Annotated in this window: 16 protein-coding genes; 7 read left to right on the top strand and 9 right to left on the bottom strand. The window is 64.4% G+C overall.

The genetic code is table 11. From position 1 onward, the window contains the following. Positions 1–26 precede the first annotated feature (26 nt). The 5 genes from J7I89_RS16550 to J7I89_RS16530 all read right to left on the bottom strand — a co-directional run bounded on the left by J7I89_RS16550 (position 27) and on the right by J7I89_RS16530 (position 5,131). On the bottom strand, positions 27–1,280 hold the full coding sequence (locus tag J7I89_RS16550; protein ID WP_214972610.1) for an aspartate aminotransferase family protein: 1,254 nt from the start codon (positions 1,278–1,280) through the stop codon (positions 27–29). 78 nt (positions 1,281–1,358) lie between these two features. Then, positions 1,359–2,495, bottom strand: a complete 1,137-nt coding sequence (solA, locus tag J7I89_RS16545; RefSeq protein ID WP_214972608.1) for an N-methyl-L-tryptophan oxidase — start codon at positions 2,493–2,495, stop codon at positions 1,359–1,361. After that, positions 2,496–3,263, bottom strand: coding sequence for an amino acid ABC transporter ATP-binding protein (locus J7I89_RS16540; protein WP_214972605.1), 768 nt, complete (start codon positions 3,261–3,263; stop codon positions 2,496–2,498). Continuing rightward, the gene (locus J7I89_RS16535; protein ID WP_251045425.1) at positions 3,260–4,147 is read right to left on the bottom strand and encodes an amino acid ABC transporter permease; all 888 of its coding nucleotides are present in this window, start codon (positions 4,145–4,147) and stop codon (positions 3,260–3,262) included. Before J7I89_RS16535 ends, J7I89_RS16540 begins: the two co-directional genes overlap by 4 nt. 57 nt (positions 4,148–4,204) lie before the next feature. Beyond that, complete coding sequence (locus J7I89_RS16530) at positions 4,205–5,131, bottom strand: ABC transporter substrate-binding protein (protein WP_214972600.1); 927 nt, start codon at positions 5,129–5,131, stop codon at positions 4,205–4,207. Between the two features lie 407 nt (positions 5,132–5,538). Here J7I89_RS16530 and J7I89_RS16525 point away from each other — a divergent pair, with 407 nt between their 5' ends. From J7I89_RS16525 to J7I89_RS16495, 7 genes are all read left to right on the top strand, one after another. Beyond that, positions 5,539–6,213, top strand: coding sequence for a haloacid dehalogenase type II (locus tag J7I89_RS16525; protein ID WP_214972598.1), 675 nt, complete (start codon positions 5,539–5,541; stop codon positions 6,211–6,213). 27 nt (positions 6,214–6,240) lie between these two features. Beyond that, entirely contained in the window at positions 6,241–7,518 is a 1,278-nt protein-coding gene (locus J7I89_RS16520) for an FAD-binding oxidoreductase (RefSeq protein ID WP_214972596.1), read from the top strand. Positions 7,519–7,661: 143 nt separating this feature from the next. Beyond that, positions 7,662–9,089 carry an aldehyde dehydrogenase family protein gene (locus J7I89_RS16515; protein ID WP_251045424.1) on the top strand — a complete coding sequence of 476 codons (1,428 nt, stop codon included), beginning with the start codon at positions 7,662–7,664 and terminating at the stop codon, positions 9,087–9,089. Beyond that, a complete protein-coding gene (locus J7I89_RS16510) occupies positions 9,086–10,183 on the top strand; it encodes a tartrate dehydrogenase (protein WP_214972582.1) in 1,098 nt (365 codons plus the stop codon). Before J7I89_RS16515 ends, J7I89_RS16510 begins: the two co-directional genes overlap by 4 nt. Further along, positions 10,180–11,163, top strand: a complete 984-nt coding sequence (locus tag J7I89_RS16505; protein ID WP_214972577.1) for a D-2-hydroxyacid dehydrogenase — start codon at positions 10,180–10,182, stop codon at positions 11,161–11,163. The genes J7I89_RS16510 and J7I89_RS16505 overlap by 4 nt, the downstream gene beginning before the upstream one ends. A gap of 96 nt (positions 11,164–11,259) precedes the next feature. Beyond that, entirely contained in the window at positions 11,260–12,708 is a 1,449-nt protein-coding gene (gene aspA, locus J7I89_RS16500) for an aspartate ammonia-lyase (protein ID WP_214972575.1), read from the top strand. A 28-nt stretch (positions 12,709–12,736) separates the two neighbouring features. Then, positions 12,737–13,780, top strand: a complete 1,044-nt coding sequence (locus tag J7I89_RS16495) for an NAD(P)-dependent alcohol dehydrogenase (RefSeq protein WP_214972573.1) — start codon at positions 12,737–12,739, stop codon at positions 13,778–13,780. Between the two features lie 29 nt (positions 13,781–13,809). Here J7I89_RS16495 and J7I89_RS16490 read toward each other — a convergent pair whose 3' ends face one another. The 4 genes from J7I89_RS16490 to J7I89_RS16475 form a co-directional block, all read right to left on the bottom strand. Further along, entirely contained in the window at positions 13,810–14,607 is a 798-nt protein-coding gene (locus tag J7I89_RS16490; RefSeq protein WP_214972571.1) for a YoaK family protein, read from the bottom strand. 71 nt (positions 14,608–14,678) lie between these two features. Then, positions 14,679–15,968, bottom strand: coding sequence for an amidase family protein (locus tag J7I89_RS16485; protein ID WP_251045423.1), 1,290 nt, complete (start codon positions 15,966–15,968; stop codon positions 14,679–14,681). After that, entirely contained in the window at positions 15,965–17,092 is a 1,128-nt protein-coding gene (locus J7I89_RS16480) for an acetamidase/formamidase family protein (RefSeq protein WP_214972570.1), read from the bottom strand. The genes J7I89_RS16485 and J7I89_RS16480 overlap by 4 nt, the downstream gene beginning before the upstream one ends. A 37-nt stretch (positions 17,093–17,129) precedes the next feature. Further along, positions 17,130–17,783 carry a FadR/GntR family transcriptional regulator gene (locus J7I89_RS16475; RefSeq protein WP_214972568.1) on the bottom strand — a complete coding sequence of 218 codons (654 nt, stop codon included), beginning with the start codon at positions 17,781–17,783 and terminating at the stop codon, positions 17,130–17,132. Between the last annotated feature and the right edge of the window lie 109 nt (positions 17,784–17,892).

Raw genomic sequence — 17,892 nt, 5'->3', positions numbered from 1 at the left:
CACGCTTTCAAGGATCGTAGGGAAGATTAGGAGGTGGCTGTCTTCAGCGCTTGGGTGAATCTGGTCAGCCCGGCTTGGATCTCGTCGCTGGTGACGTTGAGCGCCGGGATGATGCGGACGACGTTTCCGTGCGGACCGCAGGTGAGGAGGAGCAGTTCTTCTTTGATTGCGGCTTGCTGGACGGCCAGTGCGGTAGCGGCATCAGGTGTGTTGTCCTCAGTGGTGAATTCGATGCCTTGCATGAGGCCGCGGCCGCGGACATTTCCGATCCCGGAAAATTGCGTCTTGAGGCGGTCAAGTCCTGTGCGCAGCTCGTCTCCTCGAACCAGGGCGTTCTGGACCAGGTTCTCGCGCTCAATGACGCCCAGTGTTGCGACACCCGCGGCGGCGGCGACGGCGTTTCCGCCGTAGGTGCCGCCCTGGGATCCCGGCCAGGCCTTGCCCATCAGCTCAGTAGAGGCGGCGATGGCTGAAATGGGGAAGCCGCTGGCGAGGCCCTTCGCGGTGATGACGACGTCGGGGGTGATGCCTGCCCAGTCGTGTCCCCAGAACTTACCGGTGCGGCCGACGCCGGCCTGGACCTCATCCAGGATGAGGACAATTCCATGACGGTCAGCGCGTTCCCGCAATCCCTGCAGGAACGCAGGGGGAGTGGGAATATAGCCGCCGTCACCCAGGACGGGTTCGATGATGAAACCCGCCGTGTCAGCCGGGCTGCTGATGCTCAGGAGGAGGTGGTCCAGTTCCTTCAGCGCGAAATTGACCGCGGTTTCCTCGTCCCAGCCGTATCGGTAGGAATGCGGGAAAGGCGCGATGTGCACCCCGCCCATGAGGGGGGAGAAGCCTGACCGGAACTTCGTGCCGGCCGTGGTCAGCGACGCGGCACCCACGGTCCGGCCGTGGAAGGCACCGTGGAAGGAGATGATGTTGGGCCGGCCCGTGGCCATCCTGGCCAAACGGACGGAGGCCTCCACTGCCTCGGAACCGGACGTGGCGTAGAAAACGCTGTCCAGCCCCGAGGGCAGGAATTCCCCCAGTTTTTCGGTGAGCTCAAGCAAGGGCTTGTGCATCACGGTCGTGTACTGGGCATGAACGATCTTGCCCACCTGCTCGCGGGCTGCCGCTACGACGTCCGGGTGGCAGTGCCCCGTACTCGTAACACCGATTCCGGTGGTGAAATCGAGGTACTTCTTGCCGTCGGTTGCATAAATCCAGCTACCGGCTGCGTAGTCAACGACCACCGGGGTTGCCTGCTTGAGGAGGGGACTAAGAGTTGCCATGGCTTCATACTTTCTTATGAACTGTAAATTGTCAACAATCGGCGATGCGGGGTGAATCACCCTTTGTTACCGCTGGAATTAGTTGGTCTTGTACCGTTGGGGCCTGAGGAAATCCAGGCCCTCAAAGGAGCGCTTGCCCAAGGCCTCATGTGCCGCAATCTCGCCATAGCCCGAAGCCATTTTGAAGCCGGCGCCACAGAAGCCGGTGGCACAATAGACCCTGCTGTTTTCCCTCAGATGACCGAGCAGTGCATGCCCGTCTCTTGTGTAGAGGTCCGGGAACGCATCCGAGCGGACGATGTTGGGGAACAGGCCGGGGAAGAACTCAGCGACAGTCTCCGTCGTTTCCGCGATTTCCGCGGGCGTGAGGTCCCGGGGGACTGAATCGGCCTTCGGTGTGGGGGCTCCGCGGCCATCGAGGGTTGCCTTGACCGTCACGCCGTCGACAGTGGGGGCCCCGTACATGGAGCGGTCACCGGAAATCCGGATGAAGACGGGGAACCGCTCCGGGGAGAATTCCGCGGCGTCCCTCGCTACGAACCAGGACAGGAAGATCCGTTTGGTCTGGGTTGCGGCCTTCAGGTGGTCGGGCATCAGCTTTTGGGACCAGCCGCCGGAGGCGACGATGACGTTCTCGAAGGTCCAGGACCTGTCGCCCGAGGTGACCACCACGCCGTCGTCCGTTTCCTGGATGTCGTCAATCGGCGTATTCGTGTGAACTGTTGCCCCGTTGGCCTGGGCGGCGGCGACGGCCGCGGTGACTGCGCGGTCGGTTCGCAGGGCCCCGGCGTGGGGGTCGTAGACGGCGATGTCGTCGGGGCGGAGGTTGTGCTGCGGATACCGTTCGGCCATGGCTTCGCGGCTCAGGATTTCGTGGTCAGCACCGTTGAGCCGGGTGGTTTCCAGCAGGCTGGGAATATAGGGCCCGCCAACGGTTCCAATGGACAGGCCCCCGCAGCGGGTCAGGATGTCCTGGCCGGATTCCGCCTCGAGTTCCGCCCAGAGGCTGCGGGAACGGTCCAGGATGGGGTAGTACTTGGGCGTGCCGCGGTACAGCATCCGGAACAGGCGTGTGTCGCCGCCAACGGCGCTGCGGGCATGGGCCGGGGACTGTGCCTCGAATCCGACCACTGAATCCGTCAAATGGGAGGCCTGCCACAATGCCATGCTTCCGATGCTGCCCAGGCCGATAACGGCCAGCTTGCCATCTGTCATTTAGATCACCTTGTCCAGGAATGCCCGGGTGCGGGGTTCCTTGGGGTTGCGAAGGACCTCCCTGGCGTCGCCGCGTTCGACGATGTAGCCGTCGTCCATGAAGATCAGGGAGTCGGCCACTTCGCGGGCGAAGCCCATTTCGTGGGTGACCACCACCATGGTCATGCCCTTCTTTGCCAGGTCCTGCATGACGGCGAGGACTTCACCGACTTTTTCGGGATCGAGGGCGGAGGTGGGTTCGTCGAAGAGCATAATTTCGGGGTCCATGGCCAGGGACCGGGCGATCGCGACGCGCTGCTGCTGGCCGCCGGAGAGCTGGGCGGGGTAGTAGTCGCCGAATCCGGCCAGGCCGACGCTGGCGAGCAGTTCGTGCGCCCGCTTCATGGCTTGTTTCTTGTTCTGGCCCTTGACCAGGACGGGTCCGGACATGATGTTTTCGTTCGCTGTCATGTTCGGGAAGAGGTTGAACTGCTGGAAGACCATGCCGACCCTGGTGCGCTGCTCGGCGAGCTTCTTGGGCGGCAGGGCGTGGTAGGCGGTGTCGGTTTCGTAGTAGCCGAAGTTCTCCCCGTTGACTTTCAGAACCCCTGAGTCGACGTTTTCCAGGCCGTTGATGCAGCGCAGGACGGTGGACTTTCCGGAGCCGCTGGGGCCGATGATGCAGCAGATCTCTCCGCTGGCGATGTCCAGGTCGATGTCTTTGAGGACTGTCTTGGGTCCGAAGGACTTTCGGATGGCGCGGGCGTGAATGGTGCCGTCGGTGCTCATCGGGCCATACCTTCCGGTGCTGTCAGCACAACCTTTTTCGCTCTCCGGGGGATCCTGGAGGATGTGCGGGAGTATTTTTGCTCGAGCTTGGACTGTGGGTAGCTCAGCAGCAGGGTCATCACGAGGTACCAGAGGCTGGCGACGATCAGCAGCGGGATGGTCTCGTAGGTGCGGGCGTATATGAGCTGGGCGCTTTGGAGCAGTTCCGCGACGCCCAGGACGCTGACCAGGGAGGTTTCCTTGAACATGCCGATGAACTGGTTGCCGGTTGCCGGGATGATCGAGGGCATCGCCTGGGGGATGATGACCTTGCGCATCTTCATCCCGGCGCTCATTCCCAGCGAGTCGGCGGCCTCGATCTGGCCCTTGCCCACGGAAGTGAAGCCTCCGCGGATGATCTCGGCCATGTAGGCGGCTTGGTTGAGGGTCAGGCCGACCAGGGCTGCGGTGATGGGGGCCATCAGCGCGTTTACGTCGATCGCGGTGCCGATGTCCGTGAAGGGGATCCCAATGGACAGGTTCGGGTACAGTGCGGCGACGTTGAACCAGAAGATCAGCTGCACCAGGACCGGTGTGCCACGGAACAGCGTGATGTACACCCCGGCCGTGGCCGCAACCGGTTTGATGTTCGAGGACCTCATGACCGCCAGCGCCAGGCCCAGGAGAGTTCCGAGGGCCATGCTGGCAAGTGTCAAAAAGATCGTGAGCATCAGGCCACGGAGGATGGATTCCTGGGTGAAATACTTGGCGACCACGCCCCACTTGAAGTTGGGGTTGGTTGATACGGAGATGAGTATGCCCAAGCCTACGAGGCTGCACACCACCCAGGCGACGTATTCGAAGGTGCTTCGACGCCGTAGCCGTGGTTTGAGGGCTGGATCCATCCCACTCATTGTGGTTTCACTTCTTTCGATAATCACTGGCTGCATGGAAGTACCCCGCTAGTTGAGCTTGGCGTCGGTGATGGCCAGACCGTCGAGGCCCCAGTTGTCGAGGGACTCCTTGTACTCCGGGCTTTCAAGGACGGACTGAGTCGCTGCCTGCAGAGCCGGGGACAGCGGTGATCCCTTCTTCAGGCCAATGGCAACGGTGTGGTCCGAGCGGGTATCGACCTGCGGCGTCAGGACAGTGAAGGTGTTCGGCTGCTGCTGGTCTGCCCAGACCAGCGCCGGAGTGTCATAGAAGACGCCGTCGATGCGCTTGGAGGCCAACTGTGTGAGGGCTTCCTGGACGTTGGGAAGGGTGACGCCGTTGATGGCCGGCTTGCCCTTGTCCTCACAGGTCCATTTCGAGATGTTCGGCAGGTGCTTCAGCTGGGCGTTGGAGCCTTTGGTGACCGCGATGTTCTTACCGCACATGTCGTCGTTGCTGATGTTCAGCGGATTGCCGTGGGCCACGGCCACCGAGACGCCGGTATTGAGATAGTCGACCATGTCCAGGACCTTCAGGCGTTCGGCGGTGGGGGACATGGTGGTGGCAGTAAAGTCGTAGCGGCCGCCGTCGATGCCGGGAATGATCGTGTCGAACGCGGTGTTCTCGAACTTCAGCTTGAGCCCAAGCTTCTTCGCCACGAGGCGTGCGATGTCTGGATTCAAACCGATCGGGGTGGTGTTGTCATCGGCAAGGAAGGTGGTCGGCGGGTAATGGAGGTCCATGGCCACCGTGAGTTCGCCCTTGTCCTTGTAGGACTGTGGCAGCAGCTTGACCGCTGCCTCATCAGGCTGGACGCCTTCCGAGATATCAGCAGTGTTGGACGTCTTGGAGTCGCCCGCGGCGGGCTCGCTGTTGGCAGTGCCGCCGCAAGCGCTCAGCGCCAATAGAACTGCCAAGCCTGCAGCTGCGGTCTGGACTTTGTTGATGGTCTTCATGGTGCTTCCCTTCGAATGGTTTCGGCTGAATTGGATCCGCCAAAACGAGTGCATATTTCGCAGCACCGCCCGATCGGCGTCCCCCTGCTTCGAGGTCGGGGCCGGCACTGACGTGTTGTGCTTCATGCGGGGTTGTGATCCGGATCTCCTCCGCATCTAAGCCACTATGCAACCCCCTGCGGACGAGATTGTCAACAATTGACGAAAAGAAAAATGATGGGTTAACCACTCCCGAAGGGGAGGCCTCGAACTGTTGACAATTTACAATTTTCGGTTCTAGAGTCGATGTATCGGGCAGCAGAGTCCCCTGCCACGGGGAAGAATCCACCTCGCTCTGTACATGCCCTGGAACCAAAAGGAGGCTCGGCATCCGGGCCTTCGACACGACTTCATGAAACGGACGAATCATGGCAGACACGAACACCCGGCCGAAGTACATCTCTTTTGATGTCTACGGCACGCTGATCAACTTCGACATCGACCCCACCACGCGTCGCCTGCTTGATGGCCGCATCTCTGAAGAGCAGTGGCCTGCGTTCAAGAAGCAGTTCCGCGGGTACCGGTTCGACGAGGTCTGCGGCGACTACAAGCCCTACGAGGCGATCCTTCAGGATTCCTTTGACCGCGTATGCAAGCGGTGGGGCATTGGGCCGACCGAAGGCGCCGGCGCAGCGTTCGCTGACGCTGTACGCGGCTGGGTTGCCCACGATGACGTGCCGGCTCCGCTGAAGCTCATGGGCGACAACTACAAGCTGGTGGCTCTGTCCAACGCGGACGACAGCTTCCTGGACATCAGCATTCCGAAGCTTGGTGCTGACTTCCACGCCGTGTTGACCGCTGAGCAGGCCCAGGCCTACAAGCCCCGCTACCAGGCCTTCGAGTACATGCTCGATACCCTCAACGCCAAGCCGGAAGACTTCCTGCACATCTCTTCGCACACACGCTACGACATGCACCCGATGCACGACATGGGCTTCCGGAACCTCTGGATGCTGGACCGTGGCTATGACCCCATTGGCGAGGGCTACGACCTCACCACTGTTAAGTCCCTGGACGAGATCAACAAGCACCTCGGTCTCTAAACCGGCTTCGAGGCGAAAGGTCAAACCGTGAAACTTATTCCTTACTGGCTGGACACAGCCGAAGCATCCGGAGACTACCGGCAGACTCCGGTACCCGAGAATGTCGATGTGGCAATCATCGGCGCCGGATTTACGGGGCTGTCCGCAGCCCTGGAATTTGCCAAGCAAGGCGCGAGCGTTGCTGTTTTCGAACGCCACACCGTGGGGTGGGGCGCGTCCGGCCGTAACGGGGGAATGGCGACTACCGGGTTGGCCATCAGCTTCAGCACCGCGGTCAAGCGCTACGGCGCCACCCGTGCCGTTCAGATGTTCCAGGAATACAACGACGCCATCGACAGCATCGAGAAGCTGGTGCATGACAATGGCATCGACTGCGACTACAAGCGCTTTGGAAAGCTCTCGCTGGCCTTCCACAAGTCCCACTACGAGGGCTTCCTGAAGTCGCAGGAGAAGCTGGCCAAACTCGCCGATCACCATGTCACCGTTATCCCGAAATCCGAGATCCACAGTGAAATCGGCACGGACTTCTACCAGGGCGCGATGGTTGATCCGCTCGGGGCTGGCCTGCACGTGGGCAAGTTCGTGCACGGCCTGGCAGGGGCGGCTGCTGCCGCCGGAGCGGATATCTGCGAGAACGCCGGCGTCACCGAGCTCAAGAAGGTCTCGGGAACAGTTCACGACGTGCACACCACCCGCGGCATCACCCGGGCCAAGCAGGTCCTGGTCGCCACCAGCGGCTACACCGGCAAAATCACCCCGTGGCTGCAGCGCCGCGTGATCCCGGTGGGCAGCTTCATCATTGTGACTGACCCGCTGCCCGAAGATGTGGTCAACCGGATCCTGCCGAACAGGCGCCAGGCGTCTGACAGCAAGATGCTGACCTACTACTTCCGGATCACACCGGACAACAGGCTGCTCTTTGGCGGCCGGGCCCGGTTCGCCCTGTCCAGCCCGGACTCGGACGTCAAGAGCGCCGAGATCCTGCGCAAGGCCATGCTCGAACTCTTCCCCTACCTCTCCAACGCCAAGGTCGACTACATCTGGGGCGGACTGGTGGACCTGTCGATGGACCAGATGGTGCACGCGGGTGTCCATGACGGCCTTTTCTACTCCCTGTGCTACAGCGGACACGGCGTGCAGATGGCGGCGCACATGGGCAAGAGGATGGCCCACTACATGGCCGGCGACAAGAGTGCCAATGTTTGGGAAGACCTGAAGAACCCGCCCGTCCCGGGCCACTTCGGCCCGCCCTGGTTCCTGCCCTTCATCGGCGCAGCCGCAAAAATCATCGACCGGATCAAATAGGCAGGATAAGGGTTCATATGCACGCATCAACAACCGTGGCTGAAGCACGCCCAAAATCAGCCGAAGAAACCGCCTACAGGCGCACAAAATTTGCGAATCTCCCAGGAGGAGCGTTCTTCGAGGGCCAGTGGCAAACCGCCGACATGACCCTTGAAGTAAGGGACCCTGAAGACGGTGTCTTGCTGGGGCGCGTATGCACCTCAACGTCCCAGGACGTCCGCCGCGCAATAGCCCACATTCACCGCCATCTCCAGGGCGAGGAGTGGCCGTTGCGTGCCCGCCGTCAGGCGCTGGAAAAGGCAACCCAGCTGCTGGCAGAACAGGCCGACAGGTTCGCCAACATCATTGCTTCGGAGAGCAGCAAAACCATCACCGAAGCCGAGCGCGAGGTCCGCCGCTGCATTGAGACCTTCAGGCTCTCTGCCGCAGCGTCCGGCGAGCTGACCGGAGAGACGCTGGGCTTTGAGGACAGCATGGCCGGTGGCAACAAGATCGGCTGGTACAGCCGCAAGCCGGTGGGGATCGTTGCCGCCATCACCCCGTTCAACGACCCGCTGAACCTCGTGGCTCACAAGCTGGGCCCGGCACTCATCGGCGGCAACGGCGTCGTACTCAAGCCATCGGCCCGCACCCCGCTGACCGGGCTGGCCCTTGTCCAGCTGCTGCTCGAAGCGGGTGTCCCGTCGGGACGTATTGCCGCAATCGTCGGCGGGCCGGGTGTTTCCAACGCGCTCGTGACCGATGACCAGGTCGACCTGATTTCTTTCACCGGCGGTCCCGAAACTGCAGAACGCATTGCGGCTGCCGCCGGTGCCAAGAAGATCCTCTCCGAGCTCGGCGGCAACAACGCCACGATCGTCTGTGCCGACGCCGATGCGATCCCGGCAGCCGATGCCATCGTGGCTGGAGCCTTTGGCGTGGCCGGGCAGAACTGCCTCTCGGTTCAGCGCGTCTACGTGCACATCTCGCTGTTCGAGGAGGTACTCGAGCACGTCACGCGCCGCACAAAGGCCCTCGGGACCGGGCCGAAGCTCGACCGGAACACCGACGTCGGCCCTCTCATTTCAGAGGCCGAGGCCCGGCGGGTCGAGGAATGGGTGGGCGAGGCCAAGGCCGCCGGTGCGCGCGTCCACGCCGGCGGGAAGCGGCGGAGCGCCTACTATGAGCCGACGGTCCTGACCGATGTGCCGGTGGAATGCAGGGTGATCCGTGACGAAGTGTTCGGACCCGTCGTCAGCATCATGCCCTTCATCAGCGTCGCGGACGCTATCCACGCCGCCAACAGCTCCGACTACGGCCTTCAAGCCGGCGTCTTCACACAATCCATCGACCAGGCGCTGGCCATCGCGGACAAGCTGCACGTGGGCGCCGTGGTGATCAACGAAACCAGCGACGTCCGCATCGATTCCATGCCCTTTGGCGGATTCAAGAAGTCCGGAGTCGGGCGGGAAGGCGTCAGGTATGCCGTCCACGAGATGACAGAGCCCAAAAGCACCATCGTCAACCTTGGAGGATCCGGTGCCCGCTGGCAACAGCTGCCGGGCGTCCTGCCAGAGCGGAAAATGTCATGACCACGCACAAAATCGCTGTTATCCCCGGCGACGGCATCGGGAACGAAGTAGTCCCCGCCGCTGTCGACTGCCTCGAGCGCATCGCGGAACTCCACTCCCTGGACCTGGAGTTCACGTATTTCGACTGGGGATCCGAATACTATGCCCGGCACGGACGGATGATGGCAGCTGACGGGCTGGAGCAGCTGGCCCAACACCACGCCATTTTCCTGGGCGCGGTGGGCTCCCCGGAGGTCCCCGATGCGGAGTCGCTGTGGGGGCTGCTGATCCCCATCCGCCGTGAGTTCCAGCAGTACATCAACCTTCGTCCGGTCAAAACGCTCGACGGCGTCACGCCGCCTCTTGCGGCCGGGCACCCGATCGATCTCCTCATCGTCCGGGAAAACAACGAAGGGGAGTATTCCGAAATCGGCGGCCGGATGTACCGCGGCCTGCCCGAGGAAAGTGCCATGCAGACCACCGTCTTCACCCGTTTGGGCGTCCTGCGGGCAGCGCACTATGCGGCACGACTGGCCGCGTCCAGGCGCGGACAGCTCACCTCGGCCACCAAGAGCAACGGCATCGTGCACACCATGCCGTTCTGGGACGAGGTCGTTGCCGAAACGGTCCGCGAGTACCCGGATGTCACCCTGACCAGCGAGCTGGTGGATGCACTCGCCGCGCACCTTGTCCTGAAGCCCTGGACCCTGGACGTCATTGTGGCCTCCAACCTGTTCGGCGACATCCTGTCGGATCTCGGCAGTGCCGTGACGGGCTCCATCGGCCTGGCGCCCAGCGCAAACCTGAACCCGGAGGGCGACTTCCCGTCCCTCTTCGAACCGGTCCACGGCTCGGCCCCGGACATCGCCGGCAAGGGCCTGGCCAACCCGGTGGGGCAGATCTGGTCGGGGGCCATGATGCTGGAGCACCTCGGACACCCCGAGGCGGCCGCCCACCTTCAGGCCGCCTTCGAGTCGGCCCTGCGCGACGGCTTCGGCACCCGCGACGTGGGCGGGACCTCATCGACGTCGGAATTCACCGCCGCGGTACTGTCCGCGATCGACGCACTCGCCGCGAACCAGGCGGTCTCCGTCGCCGCAACACCGGCCTCATGACCGCAGCCCGGGAACGCAAACGGCCGGTCGCCGCAGTCCTTTACCGGGAGGCGCTCCCGCCGCGTCTGGCAGAGATCGAGGAGCTTGCCGAGGTCCGGCTAACCAAGGCTGATGGTCTCGCCGACGCACTGGACGGCGCGGACGTGCTGTACCAGTGGCACTCGTTCTCGCCCGCCCTGCGGGAGAACTGGGATGCTGCATCATCCCTTCAATGGGTCCATGTCTCTGCGGCGGGAGTCAGCCAGCTCCTTTTCGATGAACTGATCCGCAGCAACATCGTCTACACGAACTCCCGCGGAGTCCTCAGCCGGGCCATCGCAGAGTTTGCCCTCGGCTTCGTCCTGGACATGGCCAAGGACGCACAGGGTTCGTTCAGGCTGCAGCAGGAACAGCGCTGGCAGCACCGCGTTACGCGCAAGATCCAGGGCCAACGCGCCCTGGTGGTCGGCACCGGGTCCATCGGGCGTGAAATCGCCCGCCTGTTCCGCGCCGTGGGCATGGAGGTCAGCGGGGCCGGCCGCGCAAGCCGTGCCGGGGACGATGACTTCGAGTGGATCTATTCCTCCCAGGACCTGGCCGGGATCGTCCACGACTACGACTATCTTGTGCTCGCCGCTCCGCTGACCTCAGAGTCCAAGGAACTGGTGAACGCGGAGGTCCTGGCTGCCATGAAACCATCTGCACGCCTGATCAACGTAGGGCGCGGCGAGCTGGTGAACACGGGCGCCCTGACGGAAGCATTGGCGTCGGGCTCCATAGGAGCCGCCGCCCTTGATGTTGTGCACCCGGAACCGCTGCCAGAAGGACACGCTCTGTGGGGCATGGAGAACGTCATCGTCACACCCCACATGAGCGGCGACACGGAAGACTACCTCGACGATCTTGGCAAACTGTTCGTCGACAATCTGAGGCGGTTCTGCAACGGCGAACCTTTGCAGAACGTCGTGGACAAGGAACTTGGCTTCGTCTCCGCTTCCTGAACCCTCCCTAACCAACCAACCCATCGATTGCTCCGTATGTGCCGTTTCGAGCGCCCACAAGGGCACTTACGGAGCAATCGACACAAGGATTGAGACATGACCGAGAAATCGTCCCTTTTGGAAACCACACGAAGCAGGACAGAGACCGACTTTATGGGCGCCCGGGAGATCCCAGCCACCGCATACTGGGGGATCCAGACCCTGCGTGCAGTGGAGAACTTCCCGATTACCGGCACGGCGATCTCCGCGTACCCGATGCTCGTCAAAGCGCTGGCCCAGGTCAAGCATGCAGCGCTGCTGGCAAACTTCGATCTCGGCCTGATTGATCAGGTGAAAAAGGACGCAATCGCGCGCGCCTGCCAGGACATCGAACAGGGCCGGCTGCTGGAGCAGTTTGTCGTGGATGTGATCCAAGGCGGGGCCGGTACCTCGACGAACATGAATGCCAACGAGGTCATTGCCAACCGTGCACTGGAGCATCTGGGACTCGACAAAGGTGAGTATTCCACCATTCATCCGAATGGGGACGTGAACCTGGGCCAGTCAACCAACGATGTGTACCCCACGGCGATCAAGATCGCCACGATCCAGGGCGCCATTGTGCTGCTGGCAGCCATGGCACATCTTCGCAGAGCGCTGGCGCGGAAGGCTGTGGAGTTCGACGACGTGGTGAAAGTCGGTAGGACGCAACTGCAGGATGCGGTGCCCATGACCCTTGGTCAGGAGTTCAGCACCTATGCGGTGATGGTTGACGAGGACGAACGCCGGATTCGCGAAGCCCTGGTTCACCTGCACGAGATCAACCTCGGTGCGACCGCCATCGGCACCGGCATCAACACCCATCCACGATATGCCGCCGAGGCCTGCACGCACTTACAGCGCATCACCGGGCTGCCGCTGGTCACGGCAGGCAACCTCGTGGAAGCGACCCAGGACTGCGGTGCCTTCGTGCTGTTCTCCGGGACCCTGAAACGCGTGGCCGTGAAGCTGTCGAAAATCTGTAACGACCTGCGGCTGCTCTCCTCCGGACCCAGGGCGGGCTTCGCCGAAATCAACCTTCCCCCACGCCAGGCAGGATCGAGCATCATGCCCGGGAAAGTGAACCCGGTCATTCCGGAGGTGGTGAACCAGGTCGCGTTTGAGGTTATCGGCAACGACCTGACCATCACCATGGCGGCCGAGGCCGGGCAGCTGCAGCTGAACGCCTTTGAACCGATCATCGCGCGCTCCCTGTTCGCCAGCCTGACCCACCTCACGGCAGCATGCACCACGCTGGCGGACCACTGCATCGACGGGATCACCGCCAACAAGGAATACCTGCGTTCCCAGGTCGAAGCGAGCATCGGTGTCGTCACCATCCTCAACCCGCTCATCGGCTACGACGCGGCAACCTCCATCGCCCGCCAGGCACTCTCCACTGGCCGTAGCGTCACCTCCCTTGTCCTCGAACGCGGACTACTCACGGCCGATGAACTCGACGAAATCCTCCGCCCCGAACACCTGGCCAACCCGCACGCCCACACCACGGACTTGTCGCCCCTCTAGACCGGGTCCATGTAGAAACGGAGCCCATATGCCCACCCTTGCCAAAGCCTATGTCGCGGTCTCGGCCACGTCGCCCCTGCAGCCCGGCACCATTGAACGCCGCGAACCCGGTGAGTTTGAGGTGCAGATCGCCATCAAATTTGCGGGAATCTGTCACTCCGATATCCACACCGCGCGGGGCGATTGGGCGGGCGTGAACTATCCGGTGGTCGTTGGGCATGAAATTGTCGGCGTCGTGGAGGCCGTTGGAACCAAGGTGACGCGTCATGCAGTGGGGGACCGTGTGGGCGTGGGCTGCTTTGTGGATTCCTGCCGTGAATGCGACAACTGCCGTGCCGGCGAGGAACAGTATTGTTTGTCCGGGGCGACGAGCACCTACAACTCCGTGGGCCGGGACGGCCTGCCCACAGCCGGCGGCTACAGCACCAGCATTGTGGTGGACGAAAACTATGTCCTGCGGATTCCAGACGGCATTCCGCTTGACGCCGCCGCACCCTTGCTGTGCGCCGGCGTCACCATGTACTCGCCGCTGCGCACCTGGGATGCCGGACCGGGGAAGCGCGTGGCCATCATCGGCATGGGCGGGCTCGGCCATATGGGCGTCAAGATCGCCGCAGCCATGGGCGCGGAGGTCACAGTACTCAGCCAGTCGCTCAAGAAGCAGGAGGACGCGCTCCGGCTTGGGGCGGAGCATTACTATGCCACGTCCGACCCCTCCACCTTCGAGATTCTGAGGGGTCATTTTGATCTGATCATCAACACGGTCTCCGCTGATACCGACGTCGACGAGTACCTTTCGCTGCTTGCTTTGGACGGCTCCTTGGTTCTCGTGGGGCTGCCATCGAAACCGCTGACGCAACGCGCCTGGTCACTGGTCAGCTTCCGACGCAGCCTCTCCGGATCCAAGATGGGCGGGATACGGCAGACCCAGGAGATGCTCAACTTCTGTGCCGCCCACGGGCTCGGGGCCGAGGTGGAGGTCATTCCGGCCAGCAAAATCAACGACGCCTATGAATGCGTCCTGGCCAGTGACGTGCGGTACCGCTTTGTCATTGACGCGGCAACGTTCTGAGCCGGGTCAACCGCGCGGCCCCGCGAACATCAGGACTGCAGTCCGACAGGGCCATCTGCGCATTCGCTCGACGTCGGCCGCCAGCGCGCCGCCGTCCCGGAAAGCGAGGCTGCGGGCGCCTTGGCTTCCGGCGCCCTTGCTTCCGGCCGGTAGCCGCTTGTGCTCGCTCCCACTCCGGCCACGGCCAGGCTGAGGATCGCGGACAGCAGGACTCCAAACCCGACATGAACGTTCAGGAGCGCAGCGCCGGCGGCCGCACCCGCCAGGATCAGGATGACCGCCCCGAACCGCCGGCCCCAGTGCTGCCCGGTTCCGCCGCCCAGCCTCGAATCCGCGGCGAGGCCCGTGAGCGTCGAGGTCACCACGACCGTGGTGACGTCCTTGACGCTGAGATGCCGGGCGGTGGCGGCCTGCAGCCCCATGGCCGCAGCCATCGCGCCGGTCACAACGACGGTCACCGGATCGCCCTCCCGCGGTGCGTGGGTGAACAGAACCGCAGCAATCCCCGCGAGGATGACGCCCACGGCGGCGAGGAGAAGAGTGGTCCTGCGGCTCCAGCCCGCCGCCTCGGGCTTGAGCGTCCGCCCGGCTATGACGGCGCCCATCATGAACGCCGCGAGGGCGACGGCGGGGCCGAGCACGGGCAGCCCGTCGGCGCCGACCAGTGCCATGCCAAGGATGACGACGTTTCCGGTCATGTTGCCGGTGAACACGCGGTCCAGTCCGAGATAGCCGACGGCGTCAATCACCCCGGTGGAAAAGGTCAGGACCAGCATCAGGACCAGGTGCAGGCGGGCGGGATCAGAGCGTTTTAAGCGGGCGAACATAGGGAGTCCTTCGCTGGTGGGAACGTGGAGGGAATCTGAGCGGCCGCGGGAATGACGGCGGCCGGGAGGCGTCATGGGACGGCGAGCCTGCCGGCAAGGCTAATGAGCGCGGCGTCGCTGCCAGCAGCGCCGATAAGGCTGACGCCGCACGGCAGCCCGTCCCCGGTGGACAGCGGGACGTTGACGGCCGGGAGGCCGGCGATTCCCGCGATGCAGGTCAGCTGCATCGTGGAGCGGCGCACGGCCTCGATGCTCTTTCCTCCCACGGCGGCCGTGTCGATGGGAAGGGCCACCGACGACACGCTGGGAAGCACCAGCACGCCGCTGCCGACCACGGAACGGATGTCCTCCCTCGCGGCGGAGAGCAGTTCACGGGCAGCACCGCATTCGCCCGGGCTGATCTGTGACGCCGTCCGGAACCGCGCGGCGACGTCCGCTCCCAGGGAGTCCCAGTGCCGGCTGATCCACCACCCGTAGCAGTCCCAGGCCTCGTAGCCCTGGACGGTCCGGAAGGCGGACGGCCATCCGGGCAGCTCCGCCGTCCGGAAACCGGTCCGCTCCAGCGGCGGGTTGCCGGTGCCCGCGGTCCAGTCGTGGAGGAATTTGTCGACGGCGGCGCGGACGTCCGGTTCGGCAAGCGCCAGCAGCTCCGGCGCGAAACGCGCCTCCTGCAGAGTCGCGTCCTGCAGAGTCGCGTCCGGTGGAATCGGGTCCGGCGGCTGCGCTTCGGGGCGGCCGCCCGGCAGCAGGACGTTCCCGACGGCGGCCAGCGTCCCGGCGTCGCGGGTCATCCAGCCCACGGTGTCGAAGGACGGTGCCAGCGGCAGTAGCCCGCGGACGGAGACGGCGCCATGGGTGGTGCGGATTCCGTACAGTCCCTGGTAGGCCGCGGGGACGCGGATGGAGCCACCCGTGTCCGTACCCAGCCCGATGTCGGCCTGGCCCAGGGAAACCGCGCTGGCAGAGCCGGACGACGACCCGCCGCTGATCCTGTCAGGGGCCTTCGGATTCGGCGGAGTGCCGTAGTGCGTGTTGGTGCCGGCCAGGCTGTAGGCGAATTCGTCGGTGCGGGCGATCCCGGCGACCACGGCACCGGCGGCCAACAGTGCGGCCGGCGCGGCCGCCGTCGTCGTTTCCGGACGCGCCTCCGCCAGCCATTCCTCGCTACCGGCGCCGGTGGCGAAGCCCTCGAGGGCGAACAGGTCCTTGACGGCCACCCGCGTTCCCTGCAGCGGTCCGGTTCCGGTCGCCGGTACGAGCGGATCGCCGAAAGCTCGCCAGACCCGCCCGTCCACGGCTAGGGCCGGTGTGGCTGCCGGGGCGTCAGTGCCTGACGCGGTCATCGCGTGCCGTCCCGTCATGGCAGGAAGTCCTCCACCCGGATGCGGGCGTGCACGCCTTTGACGATGTCGACCACCTGGGAGATGTTGAAGTCCGTGGCGGCGCTGAGATAGGCGTACGCGAGGCTGGGATCCATGCCGTAGCGGGCCTGTAGCAGCGCGACGGCGGCGCGGACGCAGTTCTGCACCGCGGTGTCGAGGTCCTCGTCCATGCCGGTGGGCACCAGGAATTCCGGCGTCCGGGCCATCGGGCCGGACAGTTCGCCGAAGCTGCGGACGGCCCCGTCCTGGGGGATGACGTCGAAGCGCAGCCGCACCCGCAGTGACGCCTCCATGGCGGTGAGCGAGACCTCGCCGTCGCCCTGCGCAAAGTGCGGATCGCCGACGTAGGCCAGCGCGTCGGGGACCTGCACCGGGAGGTACAGCGAGTTCCCAGCGGTCAGCAAGTTGATGTCGATGTTTCCGCCGTGGCGTCCGGGCGGCACCGAGTGCGGCCGCTTGGTGCCGTCGACCGCGACGCCCATGATGCCCAGGAAGGGCTTCAGCGGAAAGTGCACCGACGGTTCCCCGCCGGGCCGCAAGGGCAGCCAGCCGGAGGGCGTTCCGTCCGCGGTGTCCCGGACGGTGGCGAAGGCGCTGTAGGTGTCCGGGCCGAGCGGGAACTCGCCGGTCAGCGAGCCTCTGCCGTGGCGGCTGGAGATGACGCCGTAGGGCACGCGCGGCGTGGTTTCCAGCACCGTGATCTTCAGCAGGTCGCCGGGGCGGGCGCCTTTGACGGCGACCGGGCCGGTCACCACGTGGGGGCCGAGTCCTCGCTGAAGCCGCTGGATGTCCGAGGCGGCGAGTGAGACGGCGTCGTCCAGCACCATGGAGGCGTCCACGCCGTGGCCGCCGAAGAACGCGAGCGGATCACGGCCCTGGTCCTCGAGGATGCCTTCGTGGCTGATGGTGTCGATGGTGACTTCGGCCCCGGGATCCACAGTGAGCACGGGCCGGTCGCCGGCGCAGGGGAGGGATCCCCAGAGCACGTTGTCGATGGTGGCGGGAAGGTAGGCGGTTCCGTCCGGGACGCCGTCCCAGGACTGCAGGGCTGTTGCCGGTGCGGGTGCCGGTGCCGTGGACGGCAGGATGAGTGAGGTGGTCAAGATTCTCTCCCGTGGGTAGGGCAGCGTGGTTCCGTTGCTACGGCTGCTGCTGGATGAGGAGGGCGACGTCGGCCAGATGGTCGCGCATGGCGATGCCGGCGGCGGTGGCGTCCCTGGCCTGGACGGCTTCAAGGATGTGTCGGTGGCCCTCGATGGAACAGCGGCGGCCCTCAAGCGTGGAGTGTGAGCGGAGGCGGACGTCTGAGGTCCAGGAGTTGGCGAGGGTGAGCACGGTGGTCATGAGCTGGTTCCGGGCGGCCTGGGCCAGGATCGTGTGAAACTGCACGTCCATGCGCAGTGCTTCCTCGGGGGAAAGGTGCTCATTGGACGCGGCCAGCACATCCTGAAGCTGGATCAGGTCCGCGGCGCTGCACCGCAGGGCGGCCAGTTCAGCCACCAGCGGTTCCATGGCGCCGCGCAGTTCCGCCACGTCCTGCTGTGCGCGGTCAACGCTGGCGAGCCGCTCGTAGAGCTCGTTGACCGACGCCGGTGGTGCCGCCACAGAGGTGCCCCGCCCCTGGGTCCGCTCCAGAAGATGCTTTGACTCGAGGTCCTGAAGCGCCGCCCGGACGGTTGCGCGGGAGACGGACAGCTGTGCTGCCAATTCGCGCTCCGTGGGGAGCTTGTCTCCGGGCTTGAGGCCGCGGGAGGCAATTTCGCGTTCCAGGTAGGCGGCAACTTCCGCGCTCATCGACGCCGTCTTCCGGAGCGCGGGCTTTCCAAGAGCGGGCTTCCCAAGTGCGGGGTGACCGAGTGCGGGGCGGGGACCCTGTGGGGCGATCATCGTGGCCTTTCTTTCT

The sequence above is a fragment of the Arthrobacter sp. ISL-5 genome, from assembly GCF_018613835.1.
In the GTDB taxonomy this organism is placed as follows: Bacteria; Actinomycetota; Actinomycetes; order Actinomycetales; family Micrococcaceae; genus Arthrobacter.
This window is presented reverse-complemented; position numbering and strand designations above follow the sequence as displayed.

What these genes read in the sequence shown, in the direction of transcription:
- J7I89_RS16540 (WP_214972605.1), bottom strand. Translation starts at nt 3,263, where the DNA reads ATGAGCACCGACGGCACCATTCACGCCCGCGCCATCCGAAAGTCCTTC.
- solA (WP_214972608.1), bottom strand. Translation starts at nt 2,495, where the DNA reads ATGACAGATGGCAAGCTGGCCGTTATCGGCCTGGGCAGCATCGGAAGC.
- J7I89_RS16475 (WP_214972568.1), bottom strand. Translation starts at nt 17,783, where the DNA reads ATGAGCGCGGAAGTTGCCGCCTACCTGGAACGCGAAATTGCCTCCCGC.
- J7I89_RS16485 (WP_251045423.1), bottom strand. Translation starts at nt 15,968, where the DNA reads ATGACGGGACGGCACGCGATGACCGCGTCAGGCACTGACGCCCCGGCA.
- J7I89_RS16530 (WP_214972600.1), bottom strand. Translation starts at nt 5,131, where the DNA reads ATGAAGACCATCAACAAAGTCCAGACCGCAGCTGCAGGCTTGGCAGTT.
- J7I89_RS16550 (WP_214972610.1), bottom strand. Translation starts at nt 1,280, where the DNA reads ATGGCAACTCTTAGTCCCCTCCTCAAGCAGGCAACCCCGGTGGTCGTT.
- J7I89_RS16510 (WP_214972582.1), top strand. Translation starts at nt 9,086, where the DNA reads ATGACCACGCACAAAATCGCTGTTATCCCCGGCGACGGCATCGGGAAC.
- aspA (WP_214972575.1), top strand. Translation starts at nt 11,260, where the DNA reads ATGACCGAGAAATCGTCCCTTTTGGAAACCACACGAAGCAGGACAGAG.
- J7I89_RS16515 (WP_251045424.1), top strand. Translation starts at nt 7,662, where the DNA reads ATGACCCTTGAAGTAAGGGACCCTGAAGACGGTGTCTTGCTGGGGCGC.
- J7I89_RS16495 (WP_214972573.1), top strand. Translation starts at nt 12,737, where the DNA reads ATGCCCACCCTTGCCAAAGCCTATGTCGCGGTCTCGGCCACGTCGCCC.
- J7I89_RS16535 (WP_251045425.1), bottom strand. Translation starts at nt 4,147, where the DNA reads ATGGATCCAGCCCTCAAACCACGGCTACGGCGTCGAAGCACCTTCGAA.
- J7I89_RS16490 (WP_214972571.1), bottom strand. Translation starts at nt 14,607, where the DNA reads ATGTTCGCCCGCTTAAAACGCTCTGATCCCGCCCGCCTGCACCTGGTC.
- J7I89_RS16525 (WP_214972598.1), top strand. Translation starts at nt 5,539, where the DNA reads ATGGCAGACACGAACACCCGGCCGAAGTACATCTCTTTTGATGTCTAC.
- J7I89_RS16505 (WP_214972577.1), top strand. Translation starts at nt 10,180, where the DNA reads ATGACCGCAGCCCGGGAACGCAAACGGCCGGTCGCCGCAGTCCTTTAC.